This is a genomic window from Pantoea sp. VS1 (assembly GCF_002207995.1).
In the GTDB taxonomy this organism is placed as follows: domain Bacteria; phylum Pseudomonadota; class Gammaproteobacteria; order Enterobacterales; family Enterobacteriaceae; genus Pantoea; species Pantoea dispersa.
Window position 1 is genome coordinate 102,738 of record NZ_NHZE01000019.1, and the last position, 23,480, is coordinate 126,217.

The following is a 23,480-nucleotide window of genomic DNA, read 5'->3' on the forward strand; positions in this document are numbered from 1 at the left end:
CCGTTGCGGCACATCAGCGGTTAAAGACGCGGTTTTCCTGCTCTGCCACACGAATAAAGGTGGTGCGTTTGGTCAACTCTTTCAGGCGCTCTGCGCCAACGTAAGTACAGGCCGAGCGCAGCCCGCCGAGGATATCTTTCACCGTCTCCGCGACCGGTCCACGCAGCGGCAGACGAACGGTTTTACCTTCTGCGGCGCGGTAGCCCGCCACACCGCCCACATGACGTTTCATCGCGGATTCGGAGCTCATGCCGTAGAACAGCATGAACTGCTCGCCCTGCTCTTCAACAAGAGTGCCTTCGCACTCATCGTGCGCCGCCAGCATGCCGCCGAGCATCACGAAGTCAGCGCCGCCGCCGAACGCCTTGGCGATATCGCCCGGCACGGCGCAACCGCCGTCACTGACAATCTGCCCACCGAGGCCGTGCGCCGCATCAGCACACTCAATCACCGCTGAGAGTTGCGGGTAGCCAACGCCGGTTTTGACGCGCGTGGTGCAGACCGAACCCGGACCGATTCCCACCTTCACAATGTCGGCCCCGGACAGAATCAGCTCTTCGACCATTTCACCGGTCACCACATTCCCGGCACAAATGGTTTTCCCCGGGAAGCTTTCCCGCGCGCGCTGCAGGAAGGCAACAAAGTGCTCGGAGTAGCCGTTTGCCACATCAATACAGATAAAATTGAGCTGGGGCGACAGCGCGAGGATCGCGCTTAACTTTGTGAAATCTGCTTCTGAGGTGCCGGTGGAGACCATCACGTGGCTGAGCACTGTAGCCGGTACGCGCTGGATAAAGGTTTGCCACGCTTCAACACTGTAGTGCTTGTGAACGGCGGTCAGCACGTTAAAGCCAGCCAGCGCTTCGGCCATGGTAAAGGTGCCGACGGTATCCATGTTGGCGGCAATCACCGGAACGCCGGACCAGGCGAGGCCTGAATGTTTGAAGGTGAACGTGCGTTCCAGCTCAACCTCAGAACGGCTTTTCAGCGTGGAGCGTTTCGGGCGGATCAATACATCTTTAAAGCCCAGTTTTACATCTTCTTCGATACGCATAGCAGAGTGTCCTGGTTAGTGACGACGAACCGCAGTTCGGGTAGCGCTCACGGCTCCAGTGTCGTTATCATACGCGCCATTCGTTCCGCGACAAGACTGCGAATTTCACTTTATTTAAGCTACAATCCGTTAAATTTAGCTGAGAAAACCGATTGTGATCGGGCTCTCATCACGCTGCGGCAGATGAGAAAATGTTGAGAGAACGCTATGCCTTTTACCGTTGCACTGACCGGCGGCATTGGTAGTGGTAAAAGCACCATTGCTAACGCTTTTGCCGCGCTGAACGTCGACATCATTGATGCCGATGTGATTGCCCGCGAGGTGGTTGAACCGGGCACACCTGCGCTCAATGCGATTGTGAAACGCCACGGAGAATCGATTCTGACCGCAGAAGGCACGCTTTACCGCGCGCGGCTGCGGGAAATTATTTTCCAGCAGCCGCAAGAGAAAAACTGGCTCAATCAACTGCTGCACCCGCTGATTAACGCCCGTACCCAGCAGCTGAAGGCGCAGGCAGCTTCGCCTTACGTCATGTGGGTAGTGCCGCTGCTGGTAGAAAATGGTCTGCAGCATCAGGCCGATCGGGTATTAGTCGTGGATGTCGATGAGGCCACGCAGCTGCAGCGCACCCGCCAGCGTGATGGTATCTCTCTCAGCCAGGCGCAACGGATTCTTGCCGCGCAGGCCAGCCGTCAGCAGCGTTTAGCCTGCGCGGATGACATCATTGATAACAGCGGCACGCCGGAACAGGCTTTGCCGCGCGTTGCTGAACTTCACCAGCGCTATTTACGCCTGGCAGCAACCGGACGGGATTAATATCATGAGCACAGTGGTTCTGTTTGAACACCCATTGAATGAGAAAATGCGCACCTGGCTGCGCGTGGAGTTTTTGATCAACCAGCTGCATGAAACGCTGCCGGTTAACAGCTCGGTTGCCGCACTCGGTGTGTTTCGTATTATTGGCGACCTGCTGGATATCTTCGAACGCGGCGATATGCGCACCGAGCTGTTAAAAGAGCTGGAACGTCAGCAGCAAAAACTGCGTGCCTGGCTGGATGTGCCGGGTGTCGATGAACACACCGTCAGCCAGCTGCGCGAACAGCTGAAGCAGCAATCCAGCGAGCTGATGGCCGCGCCGCGCATGGGTCAGCAGCTGCGTGAAGACCGGCTGATTGCCTCAGTGCGTCAGCGCCTGAGCATTCCCGGCGGCTGCTGCAGTTTTGATCTGCCGGGTTTACACATCTGGCTGCACCAGCCACAGGCGCTGCGCGATACCCTGGTGAATAGCTGGCTGGCCTCGCTCGATCCGCTGCGCAACAGCCTGACGATGATCCTCAACCTGATTCGTCAGTCGGGCGTGTTTCGCCATCAGACCAGCCTCAACGGCTTTTATCAGGATAACGCCGAAGGGTCCGACCTGCTGCGCCTGCAGCTGACGCTGGAAGATGCGCTCTATCCGCAGGTCTCTGGTCATAAAAGCCGCTATGCCATCCGCTTTTTACCGCTCGATAGCGAACGCGGTGAAGTGCCGGCGCGCCTGAATTTTGAATTAGCCTGTTGTTAGAGGATGTTATGCAGGAAGAGATGATTACCGTACCTTGCCCCAACTGCGGTAAAGCCGTGATGTGGGATGAACTCAGCCCGTGGCGCCCGTTTTGCAGCAAACGCTGTCAGTTGATCGACCTGGGCGAGTGGGCCGCTGAGGAGAAACGCATTCCCAGCAGCGGTGACATGACGGAGAGTGACGACTGGAGTGAAGAGCAGTCGTGATCGGCAGGGGCACGCGGCCCCTGAGTTTAAATCTCGCCCGCCACTAAGCGGGCAATCAGGGCGTGGTTGGCAGGTGGAAATTCATCGGCCACTAAATCACGCTGCTCGACCCAACGCTGCGGCTGACCTTCGCGTCCCCACGGCTCACCCTGCCAGCCCTCCACAAGGAAGAAATGCAGCGTAACACGCAGGTCATCGTAACTGTGGTCGGCCTGACCAATCGCTTTCGCCGCCGTCACTTCAATACCGGTTTCTTCCATCAGCTCACGTTTTAACGCCTGTTCTGCGCTTTCGTGCTGTTCAATTTTTCCGCCCGGGAACTCCCATTTGTTGGCCATGTGGGAGCTTGCTGCGCGCTGGGCAAGAAAGATCTGACGACTGGCATTGCGAATGATGCCCACCGCCACCTGCAGGTGTTTCATAAGCTGGATTCCGCTTGTAGTGAGTGAGCGCTGATTTTAAAGCAGACGCCGGACGATGTTAACTGCTGTCGGCTTCACCGCGATCCTGTCGCACAGATTCCAGTTATTAAGACAGGTCGTAATGATCGCACCGCGCCATGTTGGGAATACTCGCAGCCACTTTACTCTAGCCAGGCCGACTACACATGGAACGCAAACTAACAACGTTTCTGGCGCAAGACGCACAGAAACAGATGAATACCTTACGCCATTTGGTTTTTCACGACATCCTGACGCTCGACAGCGCGCAAAACACCTTAACCTGTTGGCCAGAACAGAAGACCATCCCGCTTAATGAAGCGCAAAAGCGCTTCTTCTCCTGCCTGCTGCTGCGCATCACCTCAAAACGGCAGATCATTGCCACGGTATGGAATGAGAGCTATCCGGGGATCAGCGACAACAATTATCACCAACTGCTGTTTCAGAGCCGGGCGTTGCTGAAACGCTATGGTTTGCCGGATGGGCTGCTGGTTACGCTGCCCTATCATGGCGTGCGGCTAAATGAGGAGAAGCTGATGGCGATTACCCGCTAATCAGCCAAAGAAAAAGGAGCCCGCGGGCTCCTTGTTGTTATCAGGCCAGACGACCGTGACACTGTTTGTATTTTTTACCTGAGCCGCATGGGCACGGATCGTTACGTCCCACTTTCCGCTCACCGCCCTGTGCCGCCAGTGCAGCGGCCGCTGCGGTGTCGTCATCGACGTGACTGAGCTGCTGCTGCTGTGCCAGGCGCTCTGCTTCTTCACGACGCTGCTGCTCCATCGCTTCCACTTCTTCCGGCATCCGCACCTGCACTTTGCTCAGGGTGCTGATCACTTCGTACTTCAGCGACTCCAGCATCGCGGCAAACATGGCGAAAGATTCACGTTTGTACTCCTGCTTCGGATCCTTCTGCGCATAGCCACGCAGATGGATACCCTGACGCAGATAGTCCATCGCCGCCAGATGCTCTTTCCACAGCGAGTCGAGCGTTTGCAGCATCACGCCTTTTTCGAAGTTGCGCATCATTTCTGCGCCGACCACTTCTTCTTTCGCCGCATAGTTTTCGCTGGCGCGGCTCATGATGCGCTCACGCAGCGTCTCTTCATGTAGATCCGGCTCTTTATCCAGCCACTCGGCAATCGGCAGATCCAGATCGAAATCATTGCGCAGACGCTCTTCCAGCCCCGGGACGTCCCACATCTCTTCCAGAGACTGCGGCGGAATGTAAGTGTCGATAGTGGCTTTGAACACATCCTCGCGGATGCTATTGATGGTGTCCGACACGTCAGAGACATCCAGCAGTTCGTTACGCTGGCTGTAAATGGCGCGGCGCTGATCGTTAGCCACGTCATCGTATTCCAGCAGCTGTTTACGGATATCGAAGTTGCGGCTTTCCACTTTGCGCTGCGCATTAGCAATCGCTTTGGTTACCCACGGATGTTCAATCGCTTCACCCGGCTTCATACCCAGCTTACGCATCATGTTAGACACACGATCGGAGGCAAAGATACGCATCAGCGCATCTTCCATCGACAGATAGAAGCGCGAAGAACCGGCGTCACCCTGACGGCCCGCACGGCCGCGCAGCTGGTTATCGATACGGCGTGATTCGTGGCGTTCGGTACCGATAATATGCAAACCGCCTGCCGCCAGCACCGCATCATGGCGTAGTTTCCACGCCGCCTTGATGGCTTCAATCTGCTCTTCCGTCGGGTTTTCCAGCGCGGCCACTTCTGCCTGCCAGCTACCGCCGAGCATAATGTCCGTACCACGACCGGCCATGTTGGTCGCGATGGTTACCGCGGCTGGCTGACCTGCCTGCGCCACGATATCCGCTTCGCTGGCGTGGAACTTGGCGTTCAGTACGCTGTGCTTGATACCCGCGCGCGTCAGCTCCTGAGATACCACTTCCGATTTTTCAATCGAGATGGTGCCTACCAGTACCGGCTGCCCGTTAGCCGTACAGGTGCGAATATCTTCGATAATGGCGTCGATCTTCTCTTTCTCGGTCATGTAGACCAGATCGGCCATATCTTTACGCACCATCGGACGGTTGGTCGGCACCACGATGGTATCGAGCTTGTAGATGGAGCTGAATTCAAACGCTTCAGTATCAGCGGTACCGGTCATACCGGCCAGTTTCTCGTAGATACGGAAGTAGTTCTGGAAGGTGATGGAAGCCAGCGTCTGGTTTTCATTCTGGATCTCCACGCCCTCTTTGGCTTCGACCGCCTGATGCAGGCCATCAGACCAGCGACGTCCCTGCATGGTACGGCCGGTGTGTTCATCAACAATGATCACCTCGCCGTCCTTCACGATGTAGTCAACGTCGCGGGTGAACAGTGCATGGGCGCGCAGCGCTGCCGTCACGTGGTGCATCAGCATGATGTTGGTCGGCGAGTAGAGTGATTCGCCCTCATCCATGATGCCCTGGCTGACCAGCAGCTCTTCCACTTTCACCAGACCGCGCTCGGTCATGTGCGCCTGACGGGCTTTTTCATCTACCCAGAAGTCACCTTCGCCCTGGAAGTTATCCGAGTCTTCTTTTTCCTGGCGCACCAGGTGTGGAATGATTTTGTTGACCTTGATGTAGAGATCGGAGCTGTCTTCGGCCGGACCCGAGATAATCAGCGGCGTACGCGCTTCATCGATCAGGATCGAGTCCACCTCATCCACCAGCGCATAGTGCAGTTTACGCTGTACGCGCTCTTCCGGACTGAAGGCCATGTTATCGCGCAGATAATCGAAGCCGTATTCGTTGTTGGTGCCGTAGGTGATATCGGCTGCATAGGCAGCGCGCTTGGCCACCGCCGGCATGCCCGGCAGGTTGATACCGACCGTCAGACCAAGGAACTCAAACAGCGGACGGTTGTTTTCGGCGTCACGCTGCGCCAGATAGTCGTTGACGGTCACAACGTGAACGCCCTTGCCGCTCAGCGCATTCAGGTAGGCCGGCAGCGTCGCAGTCAGGGTTTTACCCTCACCGGTACGCATCTCCGCGATGCAGCGTTCGTTGAGCACCATGCCGCCGATCAGCTGCACGTCAAAGTGGCGCATGCCAAACACGCGCTTACTGGCTTCACGCACGGTGGCGAAGGCTTCGGGAATCAGGCTCTCCAGCGTTTCACCTTTTTTCAGGCGCTCGCGGAATTGATCGGTTTTCGCTTTCAGTTCGTCGTCAGACAGTTTGACGAACTCCGGCTCCATCTTATTGATGACATCGACCACTTTACGCATGCGGCGCAGAGTACGATCATTGCTGCTACCAAAAACTTTCGTTAACAATTTGATTAACATAATAAATTTATCTCAATTCAGCCGTAACAATACGGGCTGCAAAGGCAAAAAACAGAAAAAGGAAAAAAACGTTAGCGTTAAGCAATGAAAGGTCCGGCGCGGATGCCATGAATAGCAGCCTGCCAGTCAGCAGAAGAGTGAACGTTGGGCAAAACATGATGCGCTCGCGACGGCGGTGCCATCGTGGCTAAAGGTTGCGCGGGTGAAGTCAGCAGCGCCTGCAGCGAGTCAATCAGCGCCAGCTTTTGCGCCGCCAGCGGCAATGCATGTTCCGCTTCCGCTGTCGCGGGCGGCGTCATGCTAAATGAGAGATGGCGAATGACGGTGCGGATGGCGTGCTGATGCCAGTAATCAACGTTGAAACTGGGGCGACGCGCGCTTTCCTGCAGGCGAATCAGGTGATCAAATCGCACCACCTTGCCGGTAAACAGGCTGCTGACCGGCGAATCGCTGCTGGTGGGCTCTGCGCTTTGTGCACAGGCAGGCAGGCCGAGACTGGCCGCCACCATTCCCAACAGGAGATGAGGCCAGAAATAGCGTCTGCCGAGTTGTCGCCAGCGTGAGAAAATCCCGATCACCTTTCGTCCATCATGCCAGTCATTAAGCGCTAAGCCAGAGTTGCGTTACGCACCCTGCTTACATGAGCGCCAGATAATAGCACTTATGTGGGGCTTCGACATCAGGGATTAAAGGGCTTACGGCGGATTTCACGTTTTTTTGCGCAGGGTTTGGTCGCTGACAACAGGGTTTTGCGAGCGGGATTACAGCCTCAGCGGCGGGCAATAAAAAACGGCGGGTTCCACTGACCGGAGAGGGTGTCAGGGAAGCCCGCCGTTTGATGGCTGACTAATTAAGCCAGCACTAAATTTGGCGCTTTGAAGGCCAGTGGCAGTTCAGCTTCGTCTTCGAAGGTCGCCCATTCCCAGGCTTCCTGCTTCGCCAGTACCGCCTGCAACAGTTTGTTGTTCAGCGCATGGCCGGACTTGAACGCAGAGAATGCGCCAATCACGTTATGACCACACATGAACAGGTCGCCGATGGCGTCCAACATTTTGTGACGCACGAACTCATCTTCAAAGCGCAGGCCATCTTCATTCAATACGCGGAAGTCATCGAGGCCAATCGCACAATCTAAACTACCGCCCAGGCACAGGCCTTTAGACTGCAGATATTCGATTTCACGCATAAAGCCAAAGGTGCGCGCACGGCTAATCTGACGCACAAAGGATTCAGCCGAGAAATTGAGCTGGTAACGCTGCGAGCTTGAGTCGATCGCCGGATGTTTGAAGTCGATGGTGAAGTCGAGTGAAAAACCGTTGTACGGTTTGATCTCGGCCCACTTATCGCCATCTTCTACCCGTACCGTTTGCTTCACGCGCACGAATTTCTTCGCACTGTTCAGCTCTTCGACACCGGCATCCATCAGCAAATAAACAAAAGGCGCGGCACTGCCATCCATGATCGGAATTTCTGGCGCATCGACTTCAACAATAATGTTGTCGATACCCAGACCTGCCAATGCAGCATTCAGGTGTTCAACCGTCGAAATACGCACGCCTTCATCATTCACCAGGCAGGTACTCAGCATGGTGTCGCGCACGTATTTTGCATCAGCCGGGAAATCAACCGGTGGATTCAAGTCAGTGCGACGATAGATGACCCCGGTATTAGCCGACGCAGGGCGTAAAGTCAGCGTGACTTTTTTGCCGGTATGCAAACCGACGCCAGTCGCCTGAACAATACGTTTTAATGTCCTTTGTTTGATCATCGCATTATCTCGCAATATTACCCATCCGACCGCCAGTATAAATTACCGGCGGGCGAATACTTTAGCACAAAGAGCGGAGAATCCCAATTCTCAGGATATTCTTAGTCTGCCTGTTTACGCAGGAAGGCTGGAATATCAAGATAGTCAGGCTCTTTGCTGGATGACGCTGGCTGGTCATTCACCACTTTTGCGGCCGGTTTCTGCTCCTGCGGCAGCGGCGCCATGCCGTGCTGCTGGTAGCGATGATCCATGACCGGCTGAGTCGCAGGCTTGTTAGTCACCAGGGTGATTTCCGGACGCTTGTCCATGCCGATACCGGTCGCCACCACGGTGACGCGCAGCTCGTCGTTCATCTCTGGATCCAGTGAAGTACCGATAACCACGGTCGCGTTGTCCGAGGCGAAGGCGCGGATAGTGTTACCCACGGTTTCGAACTCATCCAGGCGCAGATCGAAGCCCGCCGTGATGTTGACCAGCACGCCACGCGCACCCGACAGATCGATATCTTCCAGCAGCGGGCTGGAGATCGCCATTTCGGCCGCTTCTTCAGCACGGTCTTCACCACAGGCAACGCCAGAACCCATCATTGCGTAACCCATTTCTGACATCACGGTACGCACGTCGGCGAAGTCGACGTTCATCAGACCCGGACGGGTAATCAGTTCTGCGATACCCTGCACCGCACCTTTCAGCACGTCGTTAGCCGCACCGAAGGCATCCAGCAGAGAGATACCACGGCCCAGCACTTTCAGCAGCTTGTCGTTAGGAATGGTGATCAGTGAATCAACATGCTTAGACAGCTCTGCGATACCCTGCTCAGCAAACGCCATGCGTTTTTTCCCTTCGAAGTTGAAGGGCTTCGTCACCACCGCAACCGTCAGGATGCCTAAATCTTTGGCTACTTCAGCCACCACAGGAGCTGCACCGGTACCGGTACCGCCACCCATGCCCGCGGCGATAAACACCATGTCTGCCCCTTCCAGCGCAGAACGCAGTGCTTCGCGATCCTCTTCCGCCGAGGTACGACCGACTTCCGGGTTAGCACCCGCACCGAGACCTTTGGTGATATTGGTCCCGATCTGAATCGTCTGGCCGACCGCCGTTTTACGCAACGCCTGCGCGTCGGTATTCACAGCGAAGAATTCCACACCTTCGATACGCTCGCGTACCATGTGCTCTACGGCGTTGCCACCGCCACCGCCGACGCCGATGACTTTAATCACCGCGTCATTGGTTAATTCCATAGGTTCAAACATGATTTCTCTCCGTTATGTGCCTGTCGCCTGGAGATCATAAACATTGCCTGATGATCTCCTTTTTCAAAAAATTAAAACTCTTTCTTCAGCCAGCTGTTGATGCGTTTAAACCAATTGCCCACTGAAGCACGTTTTTCCGTTTCTGCATCACCGTTCATGTGTGACTCTTTGCCGTAATGCAGCAGGCCAACCGCCGTCGAGTAGTACGGCTCCTGCGCATAATCCGTCAGGCCGGTGATGTTAAGCGGCTGACCGATGCGCACCTGGGTGTGGAACACCCGCTGGGCACAGGCCGCCAGACCTTCAATCTGCGCCGCACCGCCGGTCAGCACAATACCGGCTGCCAGATGGTGCTTCACGCCCTGCTGGCGCAGTTGCTCCTGCAGTTGCAGAATCTCGTCGTTCACCAGATTCAGCAGTTCGGTGTAACGCGGCTCAATCACTTCTGCCAGCGTCTGGCGCTGCAGGCTGCGCGGTGGACGTCCACCCACGCTCGGCACCTCGACGTTTTCGTCTTTGCCGACAATCGAACCCAGCGCACAACCATGACGCACTTTAATCGCTTCGGCGTCGGTTGGCGGTGTGCCAAAGGCATAGGCGATATCGCTGGTCACCACGTTCCCGGCATAGGGAATCACTTTGGTATGACGCAGCGCGCCGCCGGTGTACACCGCGATATCCATTGTACCGCCACCGATGTCAACAACACAGACTCCCAGCTCACGTTCATCTTCGGTCAGCACCGAAAAACTGGATGCCAGTCCGGCAAAAATCAGTTGGTCAACTTTCAGGCCACAACGTTCAACGGCTTTCACGATATTTTTTGCCATATCGTTGTGGCAGGTGATGAGATGCACCTTGGCCTGCATACGCACGCCGGAAAGGCCAACCGGATTTTTGATGCCTTCCTGATAATCGATGGCGTATTCCTGTGGAATCACATGCAGAATACGATGTTCGTCGCGCACGCGAACGGATTTCGCCGTATGCACCACGTTTTCCACATCATCCTGAGTGACTTCCTCTTCGGAAATCGGAACCATCCCGATTTCGTTCTGACAACTAATATGTTTGCCCGATAAAGCAAGGTATACCGACGAAATCTGGCAGTCTGCCATCAATTCCGCCTGGTCGATGGCGCGCTGAACGCACTTCACCACCGACTCCAGATCGTTCACGCCGCCTTTGTCCATACCGCGGGACGGGCAGCTGCCGACGCCAATAATGTTGACCATACCATCGGGCAGAATTTCCCCAACCAGGGCGGCGACCTTCGCAGTGCCGATTTCAAGTCCTACTACCAGTTTTCTGTCCGTTGCCTTGATCATTGTGGTTTAGCCTGTGCCTGGTTTTGTTGCTGATTACTGTCCTGTGGCTCAATCGGTGCCGGTGCCCAGCCTACTGCGGCGCCGGAGTCATAGCGTAGATCAACATAGCTGATGCGCTGGTTCTGACTCTGGCCCTGCTGCTGCAACTCCGGATAGAGCTCAATAAAACGGTTCAGACGCTTCATGGTATCGCTGCGCCCCAGTTCGATGCGCACATCGTCGCTGGTCACCAGCTGCCACGAGCGCCGCGCCGTCATCGACGCGACCTTCAGGGTAAACTTACTGGCCCGCAGCACATCACTCATGGTGTGATAGCCAGCCAATACCTCTTTCTCACTGCCTTCCGGACCATACAGCATCGGCAACGTCTCTTTGCCGATGTGGCTGGCCGGGACGCTGAAAGAGACGCCATCGGCGTCCACCATGTGCGAGTCATTCCAGCGTGCCACCGGGACGTACTCCACCAGGTTTATCTTCAGCTCATCAGGCCACTGCTTGCGCACGCTAACCTGTTTAATCCACGGTAAACGCTCGATCTGCTGCTGGATAATGTCCACGTTCTGCGACATGAACGTTCCCGGCGCGCCGAGCGATAAAATCGCCTGACGAATATCATCGTGCGTGGTGTAGTGGGTTTCGCCCGTCACCACCAGCTTCGACAGCGGCAGACGAGACGCATCATTCATCCACTTCAGCACCACGAGGCCGCCAGCCACCATGATGCCCATCACCAGCAGCAGGAACACGATGCCAAACAGCCGTGCTCCGTTGCTCCGTCCGGAGCGCGCACGCTCCTGAGGTTCGCGATTTCTAACGCGCAGTGCCGCCTGAGACATATCAGTCAGCCAGCTCCAGAATGCGCGCCACCAGTTGCGGGAAGCTGTATCCCGCCTGCTTTGCCGCCATCGGCACCAGGCTGTGGCTGGTCATGCCTGGCGACGTGTTCACTTCCAGCAGCTGGAAGTTGCCGTCGCCGTCGACCATCACATCAACCCGTCCCCAGCCGCTGCAGCCTAACGCGCGCCACGCGGCCAGCACTAATGTCTGCAGTTCCGCCTCTTTCTCCGCACTCAGGCCGCTCGGGCAGAAGTATTGAGTATCGTCAGAAATGTATTTTGCTTCATAGTCATAGAACTCGCTGGCGGTCTGAATTCTGATTGACGGCAGAATTTCGTCGCCGACGATGCCCACGGTGTATTCGGCACCGCTGAGAAAAGCTTCCACCAGCACGTCATCATCATGGCGAAACGCCTCCTGCAGCGCGGCTGGCAGCGCTTCCGCCTGGTTCACGCGGCTGATGCCAACGCTGGAACCTTCACAGCTTGGCTTCACAAACAGCGGCAGTCCGAGCGCGTCAATCGACGCCTGCGCTGCAGCATCCAGCCCCTGCTCATACTGCTGGCGCGTCAGCCAGACAAATTTGCCCGCCGGCAATCCCCTGCCCTGCCACAGCAGTTTGCTGCGCAGTTTATCCATGGTGATGGCCGACGCCATGACGCCGCTGCCGGTGTAGGGCAGTTGCAGAAACTCCAGCAGCGCCTGCAGCGTGCCATCTTCGCCACCGCGACCGTGCAGCGCGATAAACGCTTTGGCAAAGCCCTGCTGCGGGAGGTCCAGCACTGAGACGTCACGGGTGTCGACACCGTGCGCATCAATGCCCATCTCGCGCAGTCCCGCCAGCACCGCGCTGCCGGACATCAGTGACACCTCGCGCTCGGCGGAGGTACCGCCCATCAATACCGCGACTTTCTCAGCCATGGCGCGCCTCCGTGTTCAGAGCCGGCTGCAGCTGAATCTCAGCCAGCTTGCGGGCAATTTTGCCGATGTTGCCGGCGCCCTGCACAATCACCAGATCGTCGCCGGACAGCAGCGGCGCCAGCGCATCCGGCAGCGCTTCGTGCTCGGAGACCAGAATCGGATCAACCTTGCCGCGATTGCGGATGGCACGGCACAGTGAACGGCTGTCCGCGCCCGGAATAGCGGCTTCGCCCGCCGGGTAGACATCCAGCATCAGTAATACATCCACCTGCGACAGCACATTGGCGAAATCATCGAACAGGTCGCGGGTGCGCGTGTAGCGATGCGGCTGAAACACCATCACCAGCTTTTTCTCTGGCCAGCCGGCGCGCGCCGCTTTGATGGTGACATCCACTTCGGTCGGATGATGGCCATAATCGTCGACCAGCATCGCGCTGCCTGGCTTACCGTTAACGGCTGCGGTGTCAAACTCGCCCAGCACGTCGAAACGGCGACCGGTGCCCTGGAAACTCTCCAGCGCCGCCAGAATGGCGTTGTCGTCAATGCCCTCTTCGCTGGCAACCGCCACGGCTGCCGCGGCGTTCAGCGCGTTATGGCGACCCGGCGCATTCAGCGTCACGTGCAGCACCGGTTTGTCCTGACGAATCAGGGTGAAGTGGCCCTGCGCGCCGCGCTGTTCGTAGTTTTCGACCCGCACATCCGCATCGTCGCTGAAACCATAGGTGGTGACCTGACGGCCCACGCGCGGAATCAGATCGCGAATCACCACATCGTCCACGCACATCACCGCGCGCCCGTAAAACGGCAGGTTGTGCAGGAAGTTAATAAACGTCTGCTTCAGGTTCTCAAAATCGCCCTGATAGGTATCCATGTGATCCGCTTCGATGTTAGTGACAATCGCCACCATCGGTTGCAGATGCAGGAAAGACGCGTCGCTTTCGTCCGCTTCCGCAATCAGATAACGGCTGCTGCCGAGGCGCGCGTGCGTACCCGCCGCTTTAACCAGACCGCCATTGACGAACGTCGGATCGAGACCGCCTTCCGCATAAATACTGGTCACCATCGCGGTGGTGGTGGTTTTGCCGTGCGTGCCGGCAATCGCGATGCCGTGACGGAAACGCATCAGCTCAGCCAGCATCTCCGCCCGGCGGATCACCGGGATACGCTGCTCACGCGCCGCCACCAGCTCCGGGTTGTCCTGCGCCACGGCGGTGGAAACCACGACGACGCTGGCATCGGTAACATTTTCCGGGCGATGGTTGAAGTAAATGGTCGCGCCCAGCGAGGCCAGATGCTGCGTAACCGGATTGGGTGCCAGATCGGAGCCGCTAATGTGATAGCCTTCGTTCGCCAACACCTCGGCAATACCGCCCATGCCGGCACCGCCGATGCCGACAAAGTGGATGTGCCGGACGCGACGCATCTCGGGCACAATAGAACGCAGTTTTGCCAATTGTTGTGTATTCATCTGTCTCTGTTACCTGTTTTCCCGTTTGCACCTGCATTCAGATGCGGGCCAGTCAAACTGACCGGTTAACTTATTTCGCGACGCGCGCAACCTCTTGTGCCACCCGTTCAGTCGCATCAGGAATCGCGACCTGGCGGGCTTTTTCCGCCATCGCCAGCAGCGTGGCGCGATCCCAGTTGCGCAGCGTGTCTGCGACGGCCGCAGCAGTAAACTGCGGCTGCTCGAAAATTTTGGCCGCGCCGGCTTTTTCCAGCGGCAGCGCATTCCAGTACTGCTGACGATCTTTGTGCTGGAACGGCACGAAAATCGCCGGTAAACCCGCCGCCGCCACTTCACTGACGGTCAGCGCGCCGGAGCGGCACACCACCACATCGGCCCATGCATAGGCTTGCGCCATGTCATCGATAAACTCGGTGACCTTGTGCTGCGGCTGGCCAGCGGCGTGATACGCCTGCTGCACGGTCTCCCGTGCGCCTTTGCCGGTCTGATGCCACAACGTGATGGCGTCACCCAGTTCGGCGGCGACCTGCGGCACGATCTGATTGAGGATGCGCGCGCCCTGACTACCGCCAATCACCAGCACGCGAATCGGCCCGCTGCGGTGTGCCAGACGCTGCGCCGGCAGCGGCAGCGCCAGCACATCATTACGCACCGGGTTGCCCACCACCTCGGCAGTGGGGAACGCGCCCGGAAAAGCCTGCATCACTGTGGTAGCGATTTTCGCCAGCCACTTGTTGGTCAGCCCGGCAATGCCGTTCTGCTCGTGCAGCACCACCGGGATGCCGCAACTCCACGCCGCAAGGCCGCCCGGACCGGAAACATATCCGCCCATGCCCAGCACCACATCCGGCTGCCAGTTTTTCATGATGCGGCGCGCCTGGCGCCACGCATTGAAGATGCGCACCGGTGCCAGCAGCAGGGCCTTTATGCCTTTACCGCGCAGTCCGCTAATGCGAATGAAGTCGATATCGATGCCATGCTTTGGCACCAGATCGGCTTCCATCCGGTCTGCCGTTCCCAGCCAGCGCACCTGCCAGCCTTGTTCGATCAGATGATGCGCCACGGCCAGTCCGGGGAACACATGTCCGCCGGTACCCCCTGCCATGACCATCAGCCGTTTACCACTCATCGGGCACCTCGGGTAAACGCCTGGGCTTTTGCCAGACGCGTTTCATAATCTATGCGCAATAAAAACACGATAGCGGTCGACATAATGATCAGACTCGATCCACCGTAACTGATCAGCGGCAGCGTCAGGCCCTTGGTCGGCAGCATACCCGCCGCCGCACCAACGTTAACCAGCGCCTGGAAGCTAAACCACACGCCAATGGAACAGGCGAGGAAGCCGGAAAAACGCTGGTCGATCTCCAGCGCGCGACGGCCAATCGACATTGCGCGAAAAGCGACGAAGAATACCATCAACAGCGCCAAAACCACACCGACATAACCCAACTCTTCACCGATAATTGAGAAGATAAAGTCGGTATGCGCTTCCGGCAGATACTCCAGTTTCTGCACCGAGTTGCCCAGGCCCTGCCCCCAGAACTCACCGCGGCCAAACGCCATCAGCGACTGAGTCAGCTGGTAGCCGCTGCCGAACGGATCTTCCCACGGGTTCCAGAAGGAGGTCACGCGGCGCATACGGTAAGGTTCCGCGATAATCAGCAGCACTACGGCGAAAATGCCGGAGCCGATAATCGCCAGGAACTGCCACAGTTTGGCGCCCGCCAGGAACAGCATCGCCAGCGTGGTAACAAACAGCACCACCACGGTGCCGAGGTCTGGCTGGGCCAGCAGCAGCACCGCCAGCACCACCATCACGCCCATCGGCTTACAGAAGCCCCAGAAGTTGTTCCGCACCTCTTCCACTTTGCGCACCAGATAACTGGCGAGATAGCAGAACAGCGACAGCTTGGATAACTCCGCCGGCTGAATACGCAGCGGCCCCAGCGCGATCCAGCGCGATGCGCCGTTAACCGAGCTACCGACCACCAGTACGATCAGCAGCATCGCCACCGAAGCCATCAGCATCGCGTTACTGTAGCGCTGCCAGAAATCCATCGGTACGCGCAGCGTCACTAACGCCATCCCCAGCGCCAGTGCGATATAAAAGGCATCACGCTTGGCAAAGTAGAACGGGTCGTCGTTAAGACGCTGTCCAACCGGCATCGACGCCGAGGTGACCATGACAAAACCGATAATCGCCAGGCCAAACGTCAGCCACAGCAGCGTGCGGTCATACAGCACCACCGGCGCGTCGTCGTTGTCGCGCGCGCCCATCACCCAATCACGCAGGCGCAGCGAAATAAAACTGGCGATACTGGCTCCGGGAATACGCATCAGCTCAGCTCCTTCGCCAGTTGCGCGAAGCGATCGCCACGCTGTTCAAAATTACGGAACTGGTCGAGGCTGGCGCACGCCGGTGACAGCAGCACCATGTCGCCCGCCTGCACCTGAGCGGCAATCTGCGTCATCGCCTGTTCGAGCGTGTCGGTGCGCGTCGCCACCGCCGGACGCAGCGCGGCCAGCGCGTCGCCGTCGCGGCCAAAGCAGAACAGCCGCACGTTGTCGCCCTGCAGATAGCGCGCCAGCGGCGTAAAGTCCGCCCCTTTGCCATCGCCACCCAGCAGCAGCCACAGCGTACCTTTCACCTGCAGGCCGTTAAGCGCGGCTTCGGTGCTGCCCACGTTGGTGGCTTTCGAATCATTAATCCAGCGCACGCCATGCGCTTCGTGCACCAGCTGGAAGCGATGCGGCAGGCCGCTGTAGGTGGTTAACGCTTTCAGGCTGGAGGCGCGCGGGATATTCACCGCATCGGCCAGCGCCAGCGCGGCCAGCGCATTGGTGTAATTGTGCTGCCCGACCAGCTTCATCTCGTCGGTATTAAGGACTTTCTCGCCCTTCACCCGCAGCCAGGTACTGCCCTGCTGCTGGTTGAGGTGATAATCGCCAACGTCGATACCAAAGCTGACGCAGCGGCGATCGGCGCCGCGCACCGGCATGGTCATGCCATCGTCGGCATTCACCACGCAGATATCCGCGTTTTCATAGATGCGTAATTTAGCGGCGCGGTACTGCTGTATGCCGAGCGGATAGCGATCCATATGATCCTCAGTGACGTTGAGGATGGTTGCCGCCGCCGCTTTCAGGCTGTGGGTGGTTTCCAGCTGGAAGCTGGAGAGCTCCAGCACATACAGCTGCGCCGGCGATTTGAGCAGCGTCAGCGCTGGCAGCCCAATGTTGCCGCCTACGCCCACCTGCCAGCCCGCGGCGCGCGCCATTTCGCCCACCAGCGTGGTGACGGTACTTTTGCCATTGGAACCGGTGATCGCCACAATCGGCGCCTGCGCTTCACGGCAGAACAGTTCGATATCGCCGACAATTTCAATGCCGGCGTCGGCCGCTTCGCTCAGCGCCGGGTGCGCCAGCGCGATGCCCGGGCTGGCGATGATCAAATCGCATGCCAGCAGCCAGTCGCTGTTGATACCGCCAACGTGGCGCTCCACCTGCTCTGGCAGTTTGTCCAGCCCCGGCGGTGACACACGGGTATCCATCACGCGGGGCGTCACACCCTGCGCGAGGAAGAAATCAACACAGGAAAGGCCGGTAATGCCTAATCCAATGATGACGACTTTTCTGCCCCGATAGTCAGCCATGATTAACGTACCTTGAGCGTTGCCAGGCCAATCAGCACCAGCATCAGCGAAATAATCCAGAAGCGCACGATCACGCGCGGCTCCGGCCAGCCTTTCAGTTCATAGTGATGGTGGATCGGCGCCATGCGGAAAATACGCTGACCGCGCAGCTTGAACGAACCCACCTGCAGAATCACCGACAGCGTCTCGACCACAAATACGCCGCCCATGATCACCAGCAAAAATTCCTGACGCAGCAGCACTGCCAGCGTGCCCAGTGCGCCACCCAGCGCCAGCGAACCCACGTCGCCCATAAAGACCTGCGCCGGATAGGTGTTGAACCACAGGAAGCCGAGACCGGCCCCGACAATCGCGGTACAGACAATCACCAGCTCACCGGCGTGACGCAGATACGGAATGTGCAGGTACTCGGCAAATTTCACGTTACCGGTCGCCCAGGCCACCAGCGCAAATCCCGCCGCGACAAACACCGTTGGCATGATGGCCAGGCCATCCAGACCGTCTGTCAGGTTGACCGCATTACCGGTTCCGACAATCACAAAGTAGGCCAGCACCACGTAGAACAGGCCGAGCTGCGGCATAACATCTTTGAAGAATGGCACCACCAGCTGTGTGGCAGGCGTATCTTTACCGGCGATGAACAGCGCGAACGCCACACCAAGCGAAATCACCGACATCCAGAAATATTTCCAGCGCGCGATCAGGCCTTTAGTGTCTTTACGCACCACTTTGCGATAGTCATCAACAAAGCCAATTACGCCAAAACCGACCAGCACCACCAGCACGCACCAGACGTAAGGATTGGACGGATAAGCCCACATCAGCACCGAAACCGTGATGGAGGTCAGAATCATTATGCCGCCCATGGTCGGCGTGCCGCGCTTGCTGAAGTGCGACTCCGGACCATCGTTACGTACCACCTGGCCAATCTGCAGTTTCTGCAGCCAGGCGATCAGGCGCGGGCCCATCCATAAAGAGATGAACAGAGCGGTCAGCAGGCTGACAATGGCGCGAAACGTCAGATAGGAAAAGACGTTAAAGCCGGAATAAAATGCGACCAGATGTTCGGCCAGCCAGACTAGCATGTTCCTTTCTCCTGTAAGCTCTGTACTACCTGCTCCATGGCGGCACTACGTGAACCTTTAACCAAAATAGTGATGTCCGCATGTTGGGACAGCAGCGTGCGTAAACGTTCAGTCAGTTCAGCTTTACTGGCGAAATGTTCGCCCCGGCCGCTGCTTTCACTAATCAAATGGCTGAACCTGCCGGTGCTCAGCACACAATCAATACCAGCGGCTTTCGCCGCTTCACCCACCTGACGATGACAGGCTTCGGCTTCGTCGCCCAGCTCGCCCATGTCGCCGACCACCATGACGCGGAAGCCCGGCATATCGCCCAGCACCTGCGCAGCGGCGGTCATCGAACCGACGTTGGCGTTGTAGCTGTCATCCAGCAGCAGCTGATTACCGGCGAGGCGAATCGGGAACAGGCGCCCAGGAACGGGCTGTAAGGTTTTAAGGCCAGACTGGATAGCGGTTAACGGCGCGTCAACCGACAGCGCCAGCGCGGCAGCAGCCAGCGCATTAGCGATATTGTGCCGACCCGGCAGCGGCAGCTCGACGGCGATGTCGCCGCGCGGCGTGTGCAGGGTAAACAGCGTGGCGTCAGCGCGCAGTACGATATCGCTGGCGCGGAACTCCGCGTCTGCCATCGGCTGCGGCGAGAAGCGCCACAGGGTTTTGTCAGCGAACTGCGGCTGCCAGTTGGGCAGATCGTTGCTGTCAGCGTTGATGATTGCAGTGCCGTGCACCGGTAAGCCGCCAAAGATTTCGCCTTTGGCTTTTGCCACTCCCGCCAGTGAACCGAAGCCTTCCAGATGCGCCGCCGCCAGATTGTTGACCAGCGCGGTTTCCGGACGCACCAGATTGGTGGTGTAGGCGATTTCACCCTGATGGTTCGCGCCCATTTCAATCACGGCATACGCGTGTTGCGGGGTAAGACGCAGCAGCGTCATCGGCACGCCGTAATCGTTGTTGAGATTGCCGGCGGTATACAGCGTTTCACCGCACTGGCGCAGAATCGCCGCGGTCATCTCTTTCACAGAGGTTTTCCCGGAGGAGCCGGTCAGCCCCACCACGCGCGCTTTCGCCTGCTGACGCACCCAGGCGCCGAGCTGACCAAAAGCGATACGCGTGTCAGCGACCACCACCTGCGGCACGTCAACCGCTAAACGACGATTCACCAGCAGCGCCTGTGCGCCACTGGCGATAGCGTCGGCGGCAAAATCGTGCGCATCAAAACGTTCGCCCACCAGCGCCACAAACAGGCTGCCTGGGGTAACTTTACGGGTATCCGTGGTGACTTCCGCAATCGTGAGATCGCTGCCGTGCAGCTGCCCACCGCTAATCTCTGCCAGGGTTTTCAGCGTAACCGGAATCATGCCATTACCCCCAGCAAACGGGCGACGGTGTCGCGGTCAGAGTAGTCAAGGCGGCGGTTGCCGATGATTTGATAATCTTCATGGCCTTTACCGGCCACCAGCACGATGTCGTCGGCGCTGGCCTGCATCACCGCATGGGTAACCGCCTGCGCTCGTCCTGCAATAACGCGTGCCCGGCCCGGATCGAGCAGACCGGTGAGAATGTCGTTAACAATCGCCGTCGGCTCTTCGCTCCGCGGATTGTCATCAGTGATCACCACGATATCGGCAAACTGTTCGGCAATCGCGCCCATTAGCGGGCGTTTGCCTTTGTCACGGTCGCCACCGCAGCCAAACACGCACCACAGCTGGCCCTTGCAGTGCAGCCGGGCCGCTTCCAGCGCTTTCTCCAGCGCGTCTGGCGTATGTGCGTAATCCACCACCACCGTCGGCTTGTGCGCAGCGGTGAACACTTCCATACGACCGCACACCGGCTGCAGCTGGCTGGCACTGGCCACCAGCGTGTCGAGCGGATAATCCAGCGTCAGCAGTGTCGCCAGCGCCAGCAGCAGATTGCTGACGTTAAAGGCACCCATCAGGCGGCTGTCAAACTCGCCGTTGCCCCAGCTCGAACTGAACTGCACGTGTGCGCCGCCGTCGTGATAATCGATCGCTGTCGCCTGCAGCCAGCGGCCACGACAGCCGGGCTGCAGATTGTTGCCCAGCGTGACAGCCACGGCATCCGGTAATTTTTCCAGCCAGCGGCGGCCCACTTCATCATCAGCGTTGATGATGGCCTCGCCTACCTGATGCTCAGAGAACAGCAGCCACTTGGCCGATTCGTAGCCCTGCATATCACCATGATAATCAAGGTGATCGCGGCTCAGATTGGTAAACACCGCGGCGGCAAACGGCAGCGCGGCCACGCGATGCTGCACCAGACCGTGCGAAGAGACTTCCATCGCGGCGACGGTAGCCCCCTGCCCGACCAGGTCGTGCAGAATATGCTGTACATCCACCGCTGAACCGGTGGTGTTTTCACTCGGCACCAACTGACCGTACAGACCATTGCCCACCGTGCCCATCACCGCGCCGGTTTCGCCCAGCAGGTTGGCCCACTGGGCAATCAGCTGCGTGGTGGTGGTTTTGCCGTTAGTGCCGGTCACACCAATCAGCTTTAATTTGTCAGCCGGCTGCTGGTAGAAACGCCCGGCCAGCGCGGAGAGGCGTTGCGGCAGCTGAGCCAGATAGATAACCGGGACGCCGTGCATCTCGCGGATATCACCATCGCTGGCTTCACCTTCAGCCTCGGCAATGACCGCCGCCACACCCTGGGCGATGGCCTGTGGAATAAATCGACGTCCATCAGCATGATGGCCCGCCACGGCGATAAACAGATCGCCAGCAGCCGCAGCGCGGCTGTCCAGTGTCATGTCACGGAGTGGACGCGCCGGCGCGCCAGGCACCCACGGGGCCAGCAAGTCGCGCAGGTTACGATCTGTCACTTGATTCCTCACTTCTCTTATTCTTCACCAACTCGTTTTTATCCACCGTTGGCAGCGCATCCGGTTCAATGTTCATGGTGCGCAGGACACCGCCCATGATGGCGCCAAACACCGGTGCAGAAACCGCACCACCATAATATTTACCGGCCTGGGGATCGTTGATCACCACCACCAGCGCAAAACGCGGGTGACTGGCAGGCGCAACGCCCGCGGTGTAAGCAATGTATTTATTGACGTAGCGTCCGTCCGGCCCGACTTTTTTCGCGGTACCGGTTTTGATCGCGATGCGATAGCCCTTGATGGCGGCTTTAACACCACCGCCACCCGGCAGCGCCACGCTTTCCATCATGTGCATCACGGTTTTCACCAGGTCTTCCGGGAAAACACGCTCGCCCGCCACCGGCGGGTCAACTTTGGTAATCGACAGCGGGCGATTGATGCCGTAGCTGCCAATGGTTGCGTAGACTCGCGCTAACTGTAACGGCGTTACCATTAGCCCGTAGCCGAAAGAGAAGGTGGCCCTCTCTATGTCAGACCACCGTTGTTTTTGAGGGTATAAGCCACTACTTTCCCCGACCAGCCCCAAATTGGTCGGTTTACCCAGGCCAAAGCGCGCGTAAGTTTCTACCAGCGCTGAGGAGGGCATCGCTAACGCGAGGCGCGAAACCCCGACGTTACTCGACTTCTGCAGAACCCCGGTAAGGGTCAATTCGTTGTAGCGCGCCACGTCTTTGATCTCATGGCCATTGACGCGATACGGCACGGTGTTCAGAACGCTGTTCTCTTTCACCACGCCGCGCTGCAGTGCGGTCATCACCACCATTGGCTTCACGGTGGAACCTGGCTCGAAGATGTCGGTAATAGCGCGGTTACGCATGACGTCTTTCGGCGTGTTGCTGAGATTATTGGGGTTGTAAGCCGGGCTGTTGGCCATCGCCAGCACTTCGCCGGTGTTCACGTCCACCAGCACCGCAGTGCCCGATTCGGCTTTGTTGAAGGCAACGGCATTGTTCAGTTCGCGGTACACCAGCGCCTGCAGGCGCTCGTCGATGCTCAGTGTCAGGTTGTGCGCGGCGCGACTGTCGACCGAGGAGATATCTTCAATCACCCGCCCGTAGCGGTCTTTGCGCACGGTACGTTCGCCCGGCTCGCCGGTCAGCCATTTATCAAAGCTCTTCTCGATGCCTTCAATGCCCTGGCCGTCAATGTTGGTGAAGCCAATCAGGTGGGCGGTGACCTGGCCGGCCGGATAGTAGCGGCGCGACTCCTGACGCAGGTAAATACCGGGCAGCTTGAGCTTTTTCACGTATTCGCCAATCGCCGGGTTAACCTGACGGGCGAGGTAAATAAAGCGCCCTTTTGGATTGGCGTTGACGCGCGCCGCCAGCTGATCGAGCGGGATCGACAGCGCATCCGACAGCGCTTTCCAGCGGCTATCAACGGTGACGCCGCCGTGCTCGGTCAGCTCTTTGGGATCGGCCCAGATGGCGTTAACCGGCACGCTTACCGCCAGCGGGCGTCCGGCGCGATCGCTGATCATGCCGCGCGCGGTAGGCACTTCCTGCACGCGCAGCGAACGTAAATCGCCTTCCTTCACCAGCTTATCCGGGCTGATGACCTGCAGCCACGCCACGCGCGACAGCAATCCACCCAGCGCCAGAAGAATACAGCCGCACAGCAACGCAAAACGCCAGCTTACAAAGCTGGCCTTATCTTCCTGTTTTCTTAACTTCAGCGTTTTGCCTGCGCCGCTCATTG

Annotated in this window: 21 protein-coding genes; 4 read left to right on the top strand and 17 right to left on the bottom strand. The window is 58.2% G+C overall.

The window, feature by feature from the left end:
- Positions 1-13: 13 nt before the first annotated feature.
- Positions 14-1,054 carry a GMP reductase gene (locus CBW22_RS11075; RefSeq protein WP_021507548.1) on the bottom strand — a complete coding sequence of 347 codons (1,041 nt, stop codon included), beginning with the start codon at positions 1,052-1,054 and terminating at the stop codon, positions 14-16.
- Between the two features lie 207 nt (positions 1,055-1,261).
- Here CBW22_RS11075 and coaE point away from each other — a divergent pair, with 207 nt between their 5' ends.
- Genes coaE through yacG form a run of 3 tightly spaced genes read left to right on the top strand, consistent with a single transcriptional unit; the run spans position 1,262 to position 2,824 of the window.
- Entirely contained in the window at positions 1,262-1,870 is a 609-nt protein-coding gene (gene coaE / locus CBW22_RS11080) for a dephospho-CoA kinase (RefSeq protein WP_088516649.1), read from the top strand.
- A gap of 4 nt (positions 1,871-1,874) precedes the next feature.
- The gene (gene zapD, locus CBW22_RS11085) at positions 1,875-2,618 is read left to right on the top strand and encodes a cell division protein ZapD (RefSeq protein ID WP_058759493.1); all 744 of its coding nucleotides are present in this window, start codon (positions 1,875-1,877) and stop codon (positions 2,616-2,618) included.
- 8 nt (positions 2,619-2,626) lie between these two features.
- Complete coding sequence (gene yacG, locus CBW22_RS11090; protein ID WP_021507551.1) at positions 2,627-2,824, top strand: DNA gyrase inhibitor YacG; 198 nt, start codon at positions 2,627-2,629, stop codon at positions 2,822-2,824.
- 26 nt (positions 2,825-2,850) lie between these two features.
- Here yacG and mutT read toward each other — a convergent pair whose 3' ends face one another.
- Positions 2,851-3,246 carry an 8-oxo-dGTP diphosphatase MutT gene (mutT, locus tag CBW22_RS11095; protein WP_010618124.1) on the bottom strand — a complete coding sequence of 132 codons (396 nt, stop codon included), beginning with the start codon at positions 3,244-3,246 and terminating at the stop codon, positions 2,851-2,853.
- A 185-nt stretch (positions 3,247-3,431) separates the two neighbouring features.
- Between mutT and CBW22_RS11100 the strand changes: the two genes are divergently transcribed.
- On the top strand, positions 3,432-3,818 hold the full coding sequence (locus CBW22_RS11100) for a winged helix-turn-helix domain-containing protein (RefSeq protein WP_088516650.1): 387 nt from the start codon (positions 3,432-3,434) through the stop codon (positions 3,816-3,818).
- A gap of 40 nt (positions 3,819-3,858) precedes the next feature.
- Here CBW22_RS11100 and secA read toward each other — a convergent pair whose 3' ends face one another.
- The 15 genes from secA to CBW22_RS11175 all read right to left on the bottom strand — a co-directional run bounded on the left by secA (position 3,859) and on the right by CBW22_RS11175 (position 23,478).
- Positions 3,859-6,564 (bottom strand): preprotein translocase subunit SecA, encoded by a 2,706-nt coding sequence (gene secA / locus CBW22_RS11105; RefSeq protein ID WP_059010287.1) that lies wholly within the window; start codon positions 6,562-6,564, stop codon positions 3,859-3,861.
- Between the two features lie 77 nt (positions 6,565-6,641).
- Entirely contained in the window at positions 6,642-7,142 is a 501-nt protein-coding gene (secM, locus tag CBW22_RS11110) for a secA translation cis-regulator SecM (RefSeq protein ID WP_058759623.1), read from the bottom strand.
- Positions 7,143-7,414: 272 nt separating this feature from the next.
- Positions 7,415-8,332, bottom strand: a complete 918-nt coding sequence (gene lpxC, locus CBW22_RS11115) for a UDP-3-O-acyl-N-acetylglucosamine deacetylase (protein ID WP_031279703.1) — start codon at positions 8,330-8,332, stop codon at positions 7,415-7,417.
- Between the two features lie 101 nt (positions 8,333-8,433).
- A complete protein-coding gene (ftsZ, locus tag CBW22_RS11120) occupies positions 8,434-9,588 on the bottom strand; it encodes a cell division protein FtsZ (protein ID WP_021507556.1) in 1,155 nt (384 codons plus the stop codon).
- Positions 9,589-9,659: 71 nt separating this feature from the next.
- Positions 9,660-10,916, bottom strand: coding sequence for a cell division protein FtsA (gene ftsA / locus CBW22_RS11125; protein WP_013507861.1), 1,257 nt, complete (start codon positions 10,914-10,916; stop codon positions 9,660-9,662).
- Positions 10,913-11,752 (bottom strand): cell division protein FtsQ, encoded by an 840-nt coding sequence (gene ftsQ / locus CBW22_RS11130; protein WP_021507557.1) that lies wholly within the window; start codon positions 11,750-11,752, stop codon positions 10,913-10,915. Before ftsQ ends, ftsA begins: the two co-directional genes overlap by 4 nt.
- A 1-nt stretch (position 11,753) precedes the next feature.
- Complete coding sequence (locus tag CBW22_RS11135) at positions 11,754-12,674, bottom strand: D-alanine--D-alanine ligase (RefSeq protein WP_088516651.1); 921 nt, start codon at positions 12,672-12,674, stop codon at positions 11,754-11,756.
- Positions 12,667-14,142: a UDP-N-acetylmuramate--L-alanine ligase gene (murC, locus tag CBW22_RS11140; protein WP_031279704.1), complete on the bottom strand. Its 1,476-nt coding sequence runs from the start codon at positions 14,140-14,142 to the stop codon at positions 12,667-12,669. Before murC ends, CBW22_RS11135 begins: the two co-directional genes overlap by 8 nt.
- Positions 14,143-14,212: 70 nt before the next feature.
- The gene (gene murG, locus CBW22_RS11145) at positions 14,213-15,271 is read right to left on the bottom strand and encodes an undecaprenyldiphospho-muramoylpentapeptide beta-N-acetylglucosaminyltransferase (RefSeq protein ID WP_088516652.1); all 1,059 of its coding nucleotides are present in this window, start codon (positions 15,269-15,271) and stop codon (positions 14,213-14,215) included.
- Entirely contained in the window at positions 15,268-16,482 is a 1,215-nt protein-coding gene (gene ftsW / locus CBW22_RS11150; protein ID WP_021507561.1) for a cell division protein FtsW, read from the bottom strand. The genes murG and ftsW overlap by 4 nt, the downstream gene beginning before the upstream one ends.
- Positions 16,482-17,798 (bottom strand): UDP-N-acetylmuramoyl-L-alanine--D-glutamate ligase, encoded by a 1,317-nt coding sequence (gene murD, locus CBW22_RS11155; RefSeq protein ID WP_088516653.1) that lies wholly within the window; start codon positions 17,796-17,798, stop codon positions 16,482-16,484. Before murD ends, ftsW begins: the two co-directional genes overlap by 1 nt.
- Positions 17,799-17,800: 2 nt before the next feature.
- A complete protein-coding gene (mraY, locus tag CBW22_RS11160) occupies positions 17,801-18,883 on the bottom strand; it encodes a phospho-N-acetylmuramoyl-pentapeptide-transferase (RefSeq protein WP_021507563.1) in 1,083 nt (360 codons plus the stop codon).
- On the bottom strand, positions 18,877-20,238 hold the full coding sequence (gene murF / locus CBW22_RS11165; protein WP_088516654.1) for a UDP-N-acetylmuramoyl-tripeptide--D-alanyl-D-alanine ligase: 1,362 nt from the start codon (positions 20,236-20,238) through the stop codon (positions 18,877-18,879). The genes mraY and murF overlap by 7 nt, the downstream gene beginning before the upstream one ends.
- Positions 20,235-21,722 (bottom strand): UDP-N-acetylmuramoyl-L-alanyl-D-glutamate--2,6-diaminopimelate ligase, encoded by a 1,488-nt coding sequence (murE, locus tag CBW22_RS11170; protein WP_088516655.1) that lies wholly within the window; start codon positions 21,720-21,722, stop codon positions 20,235-20,237. Before murE ends, murF begins: the two co-directional genes overlap by 4 nt.
- The gene (locus CBW22_RS11175) at positions 21,709-23,478 is read right to left on the bottom strand and encodes a peptidoglycan glycosyltransferase FtsI (protein ID WP_088516656.1); all 1,770 of its coding nucleotides are present in this window, start codon (positions 23,476-23,478) and stop codon (positions 21,709-21,711) included. The genes murE and CBW22_RS11175 overlap by 14 nt, the downstream gene beginning before the upstream one ends.
- Between the last annotated feature and the right edge of the window lie 2 nt (positions 23,479-23,480).

Coding starts and splice junctions, on each gene's coding strand:
- CBW22_RS11135 (WP_088516651.1), bottom strand. CDS start 12,674: ATGGCTGAGAAAGTCGCGGTATTGATGGGCGGTACCTCCGCCGAGCGC.
- CBW22_RS11100 (WP_088516650.1), top strand. CDS start 3,432: ATGGAACGCAAACTAACAACGTTTCTGGCGCAAGACGCACAGAAACAG.
- murF (WP_088516654.1), bottom strand. CDS start 20,238: ATGATTCCGGTTACGCTGAAAACCCTGGCAGAGATTAGCGGTGGGCAG.
- ftsA (WP_013507861.1), bottom strand. CDS start 10,916: ATGATCAAGGCAACGGACAGAAAACTGGTAGTAGGACTTGAAATCGGC.
- secA (WP_059010287.1), bottom strand. CDS start 6,564: ATGTTAATCAAATTGTTAACGAAAGTTTTTGGTAGCAGCAATGATCGT.
- CBW22_RS11075 (WP_021507548.1), bottom strand. CDS start 1,054: ATGCGTATCGAAGAAGATGTAAAACTGGGCTTTAAAGATGTATTGATC.
- murD (WP_088516653.1), bottom strand. CDS start 17,798: ATGGCTGACTATCGGGGCAGAAAAGTCGTCATCATTGGATTAGGCATT.
- ftsQ (WP_021507557.1), bottom strand. CDS start 11,752: ATGTCTCAGGCGGCACTGCGCGTTAGAAATCGCGAACCTCAGGAGCGT.
- coaE (WP_088516649.1), top strand. CDS start 1,262: ATGCCTTTTACCGTTGCACTGACCGGCGGCATTGGTAGTGGTAAAAGC.
- yacG (WP_021507551.1), top strand. CDS start 2,627: ATGCAGGAAGAGATGATTACCGTACCTTGCCCCAACTGCGGTAAAGCC.
- CBW22_RS11175 (WP_088516656.1), bottom strand. CDS start 23,478: ATGAGCGGCGCAGGCAAAACGCTGAAGTTAAGAAAACAGGAAGATAAG.
- zapD (WP_058759493.1), top strand. CDS start 1,875: ATGAGCACAGTGGTTCTGTTTGAACACCCATTGAATGAGAAAATGCGC.
- mraY (WP_021507563.1), bottom strand. CDS start 18,883: ATGCTAGTCTGGCTGGCCGAACATCTGGTCGCATTTTATTCCGGCTTT.
- murG (WP_088516652.1), bottom strand. CDS start 15,271: ATGAGTGGTAAACGGCTGATGGTCATGGCAGGGGGTACCGGCGGACAT.
- ftsZ (WP_021507556.1), bottom strand. CDS start 9,588: ATGTTTGAACCTATGGAATTAACCAATGACGCGGTGATTAAAGTCATC.
- murC (WP_031279704.1), bottom strand. CDS start 14,142: ATGAATACACAACAATTGGCAAAACTGCGTTCTATTGTGCCCGAGATG.
- ftsW (WP_021507561.1), bottom strand. CDS start 16,482: ATGCGTATTCCCGGAGCCAGTATCGCCAGTTTTATTTCGCTGCGCCTG.
- mutT (WP_010618124.1), bottom strand. CDS start 3,246: ATGAAACACCTGCAGGTGGCGGTGGGCATCATTCGCAATGCCAGTCGT.
- lpxC (WP_031279703.1), bottom strand. CDS start 8,332: ATGATCAAACAAAGGACATTAAAACGTATTGTTCAGGCGACTGGCGTC.